At 63.9% G+C, this 4876-nt stretch carries 5 protein-coding genes; 1 reads left to right on the top strand and 4 read right to left on the bottom strand.

Annotation, left to right across the window (positions count from 1 at the left end; translation table 11 throughout):
- Positions 1–268: thymidylate synthase (gene thyA / locus ACXWUF_RS18690; protein WP_458496107.1), on the bottom strand; the 268-nt coding region annotated here is incomplete at its 3' end.
- A gap of 342 nt (positions 269–610) precedes the next feature.
- Here thyA and ACXWUF_RS18685 point away from each other — a divergent pair.
- Complete coding sequence (locus ACXWUF_RS18685; protein WP_458496106.1) at positions 611–2743, top strand: CHASE3 domain-containing protein; 2133 nt, start codon at positions 611–613, stop codon at positions 2741–2743.
- Here the strand turns inward: ACXWUF_RS18685 and ACXWUF_RS18680 are convergent.
- From ACXWUF_RS18680 to rpiA, 3 genes are all read right to left on the bottom strand, one after another.
- A complete protein-coding gene (locus ACXWUF_RS18680) occupies positions 2738–3376 on the bottom strand; it encodes an esterase/lipase family protein (protein WP_458496105.1) in 639 nt (212 codons plus the stop codon). The two genes, ACXWUF_RS18685 and ACXWUF_RS18680, sit on opposite strands and share 6 nt — an antisense overlap.
- 5 nt (positions 3377–3381) lie before the next feature.
- Complete coding sequence (locus ACXWUF_RS18675; RefSeq protein WP_458496104.1) at positions 3382–3945, bottom strand: Uma2 family endonuclease; 564 nt, start codon at positions 3943–3945, stop codon at positions 3382–3384.
- Positions 3946–4038: 93 nt separating this feature from the next.
- Positions 4039–4695, bottom strand: a complete 657-nt coding sequence (gene rpiA, locus ACXWUF_RS18670; protein ID WP_458496103.1) for a ribose-5-phosphate isomerase RpiA — start codon at positions 4693–4695, stop codon at positions 4039–4041.
- Between the last annotated feature and the right edge of the window lie 181 nt (positions 4696–4876).

Genomic DNA, 4876 nt, shown 5'->3' with positions numbered 1-4876 from the left:
GGTCGCCGTTCGCATCGGCCCATTCATCCCAGATGGACACCCCGTTGGCCTTGAGATAAGCGATATTCGTGTCGCCCCGCAGGAACCACAGCAACTCGTGGATGATGGAGCGCAGGTGGAGCTGCTTGGTCGTCACCAGGGGAAATCCATCCGCCAAGTTGAACCGCATCTGATGGCCGAACACCGCCAGCGTGCCGACGCCGGTGCGGTCGTCCCGCTCGTCGCCTTCTTCGAGAACGCGGTGGATGAGGTCGTGGTATTGCTTCATGGGAATAGGGTTAATGCTTCGTGACTTTGTGGCTTTATAGATACCGTCTTGAAGGCCATCGGGCAAGGTTGAATTCAAAGCATTTTCATTTTGGGTTTATGGCGTTCACGTAGGCCGGCTCGGTTTTGAAAACCGGGTCGGCCTTTCTCGCTGCCGTACACTCATGTTGAAAACGCCCTGGCGGAACCCATCCCACGGACCGGGGCTTGCCCGGAACTTGCCCGACACCCGCCCTGTCCTATCGACGCATGAGCCAACAGGGCTGGCGGCAAGGAAGGCCCGCGACGATCAATCGTCTCGCCCGTCCATTTCATCCATCCCTCTGCCGGAGGAAAGCTGCCTATGGAGTGGTTCCGCTTGATAGGGGCCAGGTTTGGTCTTGGCTTGCTGTCCGCCGTCCTGATCCTCACCCTCTGGGTCATCAACCTTCATCGCCAACGCCAAATCGAGATTCGCCGGGCGGTCGAATACGCCAGCGAAGTGTCCATCATGCTGGAGGACGTGCTGTCCACCCTCAAGGACGCGGAAACCGGGGAGCGCGGCTATCTCATCACGGGTCGGCCCGATTATCTCGAGCCTTATCTTGATGCCCGCAGGCAGCTACCCAAGTTGCTGGCCCGCCTGAGTAGCCGGGTTGCCGCCCACCCCGCGCAGGGGGAACGGCTGCGCGCCATCGAGCCACTCATCGCCACCCGGCTCAGCGAATTGGAAAAGGCCATTGAGGCCCGCCGCGATCAGGGCTTCGAGGCCGCCGAGGCCGTGGTGCTGGCCAACGGGCGCAAGGAAACCATGCGGGTCGTGCGCCACCGCATCGCCGAGGCGGAAGCCCAAAACAGCTTGCATCTGCGCCAGCACATGGACCCGGCGCTCAGTCCGGGCGCCATGCTGGGCACCGCCGCCCTGTCCGGCTTACTCGCCTTCGGGCTGACTAGCGCCGGATTCCGGCTGGGGCGGCGCAAGGAGGCGCTGGAAGAGGCCATCCGCAAGAATGAATCCCTGCTCAGCACGGTGCTGACGCAAATGCCTTCCGGCGTCATCATCGCCGACGCGGCGGGCCGCTTGCTGCTGGGCAATGCTCAGGTGGAGCGCATCTGGCGCCATCCTTTCCGGCCCGCCGACAATATCGCCGATTACCAGGTCTACCAGGGCTTTCACACCGACGGGCGCCCCTATCTGCCGCTGGAATGGCCGCTGACCCGCTCGCTGAGGGGCGGGGAGACGGTGGAAGGGGAGGTCATGTATTTTCTGCGCGGCGACAACACCTGCGGTGCCCTGGAAGTCAGCTCCGCGCCGATCCGCGACCACGGCGGGCGGATCATCGCCGGGGTCGTCACCTTCCACGAGGTGAGCGAGCGCTGCGCCATGGAGCGGGAACTCCACGACAGCCGCCGGGCCTTCAAGAGCCTGGTGGAGCATCTGCCCGACGTGGTGTTCCGGCTGGACCGGGAACTGCGCCATTTGTACGTGAGTCCGGCGGTGGCGCGGTATACGGGCATCGCGCCGGAGGTGCTGCTGGGCAAGACGCCCCGCGAGGCGGGCTTCGATCCCGCCGACCGCTGCCGGTTCGAGGCCCTGTGCCGCAAGGTGATGGCGAGCGGAGAGGAGGCGACGTTTGAATTTGATGGAAGCGGGCGTTATTTGCGTTGCCGGCTGGTGGCCGAGTCCGGCGAGACCGGCGCCATCGAGTCCATCCTGGGGATCGCCGAGGACATCACGGCGCAGAAGATCGCCGAGCAAGCCTTGCAGGAAGCCAACCGCCGCAAGGATGAATTCCTCGCCATGCTGGCCCACGAGTTGCGCAACCCCCTGGCGCCGATCCGCAACGCCATTGAGGTACTGCGGCGCACCCTGCCACAGGACCCGAAGCCGCAATGGGCGCGGGAAGTGATGGAGCGGCAGGTGGCGCAGTTGACCCGGCTGGTGGACGACCTGCTGGATGTGTCCCGCATCACCCGTGGCAAGATCAGGCTGCGGCGGGAAAGCCTGGAACTGCGGGCCATCGTCGAGCAGGCGGTGGAGATCAGCCAGCCGCTGATTCTTTCCCGCCAACACCGGCTGGTGGTGCATCCGGTGCCGGAATCGGCGCGGATCGACGGCGACCGGGCGCGGCTGATTCAAGTGGTGAGCAACCTGCTGAACAACGCCGCGAAGTACACGCCGGAGGGCGGGCGGATCGAGGTGGACACCGCCGTGGACGGCGGGGAGGCGGTCATCCGGGTGCGGGACAATGGATCGGGGATTTCCGCCGAGCTGCTGCCCCATGTGTTTGAACCGTTCCGGCAGGCCGACGAGACCTTGGCCCGCAGTCAGGGCGGATTAGGGGTGGGCTTGACCTTGGCGCGGCGGCTGGTGGAACTGCACGGCGGACGGGTGGCGGCTCAGAGCGCGGGGATCGGGAAGGGTTCGGTGTTTACCGTGAAGTTGCCGTGCCAGAAACAAAACGCCGGTAACTTTGAGCGACGCTCCGGGTCATGACGCCTGCCCGGCCAGCGCTTGGACGGTCGCCACGATGTCGGCGGCAACCGCCCGACTATTCATGATGAAGGTATGAATGGCCGGCACCTGCGCCATGGGGGCACCATCCAGGCGGGTTTCGCTCACCGCCAGCACGCCGTCGTTGGGTTCGTCCCCGAACGGTGAATAACGCCCCACCGGCCCGCCCGTGCCCGCGTAAACCTTGGTCGGCACGCCGGGCGCCGGCAACCCGGCCATGAAGGATTCGTTGGCGAGAAGCTGGCCCATCTCCCCGGCGAGCCGCCGGTAGACGCCACGGGGCGCGAGTCGCCGGGCGGCGGCGCAAGCCAAGGTCGGCGGGGCCAGGAAAAAACAAGCCACCGGCGGATGGGTGAGCTTGGGCAGAACAGCGCGGGTCAACACGGAACCGAGCGAGTGCCCCACGATAATGAAGCCGCCCCCCGCCGCGTGCCGCCCGATGAATTTTTCCAGCCTCGCCAGACACCCTTCCCAGGTTTCGAGCGTCACCGAATAGCCGAACAGCACGGGCCGGAATCCCGCCGCCCGGAGCCTTGCGGCCAGGATGAGCATCGCCAGCGGGGTGCGGCCCATGCCGTGGATGAGGATGGCGCGCATGGGCGAAGGGCTGGTCATGTTGCCTACGGCCACAATCCCGCCAAACTGAAACGCATGGCCTCAAATGGAGGTGCCGAGACCTCGTCCGCCTCCTGGTAAACATGCTCCAACCGCCAGAATCCTTCGCGCAAAGAAAAGACCTCCAGCGTCCGAACATCGGGATCGACCAGCCAAACATGCCCCACCCCGAACTCCCCATAGACGGGCAGCTTGACGGCCCGGTCTTTCCGGGCGGTGGACGGCGACAAAACCTCTAAAACCCAGTCTGGTGCCTGCTCGAAATAAGCGGTCTCGGGCAGTGTCGGCAAACGCTCACGCCGCCAACCAGCCAAGTCGGGCACCATAATTTCCGGACCCGGTCCCAAGTGCAATTCAGGCTCGAACAGAATCCACCAACCGCCGGGACCGCCGCTGCCTTCGTCATAGGGCGGAACCAGCTTGCCCCCCATGATCGACGCCGCCCGCGCATGTTTGGGGGACGGTCTCGGCATAGTGATGAGTTGGCCGTGGATGATTTCCGCGATCAGATGATCCGGTACTTGGCGCAGGTCTTCGTAAGTGGCGATTTTTTGGGCGGGAACGGACATGATGGAGTCTCGTGGTTGTTCAGGAAGCCCAGTATTAATTTCCACTCGCCGCCCCGCTTTAAGAAAAGAGGGGCGCGAGGGAATAAGCGGGCGTTAAGGGATGTACTTCACCCCGTCCGCCGTCCCCAGCAGGATCGAATCCGCCGGACGCATGGCGAAGATGCCGCAGGTGATGACGCCAACGAGGTTGTTGATCTCCTTCTCCATCTCAATGGGGTTGAGGATGTTGAGGTTATGCACGTCGAGGATGTGGCCGCCGTTGTCGGTGACGCAGCCCTCGCGCCAGACCGGCTGACCGCCCAGCTTCACCAGTTCGCGGGCCACGTAGCTGCGGGCCATGGGGATGACCTCCACCGGCAGCGGGAACTTGCCCAGCACGTCCACGCACTTGCTGTCGTCGGCGATGCAGATGAACTTCCGGCTGGCCGCCGCGATGATCTTCTCGCGGGTCAGGGCCGCGCCGCCGCCCTTGATAAGATGCTTGTGCGGGCTGATCTCATCGGCGCCATCCAGGTAGATGTCCAGGGTGCCGACCTCGTTCAGGTCCAGCACCGGGATGCCCAGCTTCTTCAGGCGCTCGGTGCTGTTCACGGAACTGGACACGGTGGCGTCGATCTGGCCCTTGATGTCGGCCAGGCAGTCGATCAGGTGGTTGACCGTCGAGCCGGTGCCGATGCCCAGCACGGAATAGCCCTTGATGTATTCCAAGGACGCTTCCGCCACTTTTCGCTTGAGTTCGTCTTGAGTCATTTTGCTATTTCCATCATGAGGTTAGAGGCCAATAGGCCGATTGGGGGATAATGCCGGTCCGGTTTTTAGACCGCCGTAAGCGGGTACTTTTTTGTAGGGTGATTAGTGCGATGCGCCATTCATACCCACCCGTCGACGGGTTCAGTCATCCGGCTCGCTCCCTGAGCGGAGTCGAAGGGCG

The sequence above is a fragment of the Methylomagnum sp. genome (assembly GCF_054333355.1).
This window is presented reverse-complemented; position numbering and strand designations above follow the sequence as displayed.

Coding starts and splice junctions, on each gene's coding strand:
- ACXWUF_RS18685 (WP_458496106.1), top strand. CDS start 611: ATGGAGTGGTTCCGCTTGATAGGGGCCAGGTTTGGTCTTGGCTTGCTG.
- rpiA (WP_458496103.1), bottom strand. CDS start 4,695: ATGACTCAAGACGAACTCAAGCGAAAAGTGGCGGAAGCGTCCTTGGAA.
- ACXWUF_RS18675 (WP_458496104.1), bottom strand. CDS start 3,945: ATGTCCGTTCCCGCCCAAAAAATCGCCACTTACGAAGACCTGCGCCAA.
- ACXWUF_RS18680 (WP_458496105.1), bottom strand. CDS start 3,376: ATGACCAGCCCTTCGCCCATGCGCGCCATCCTCATCCACGGCATGGGC.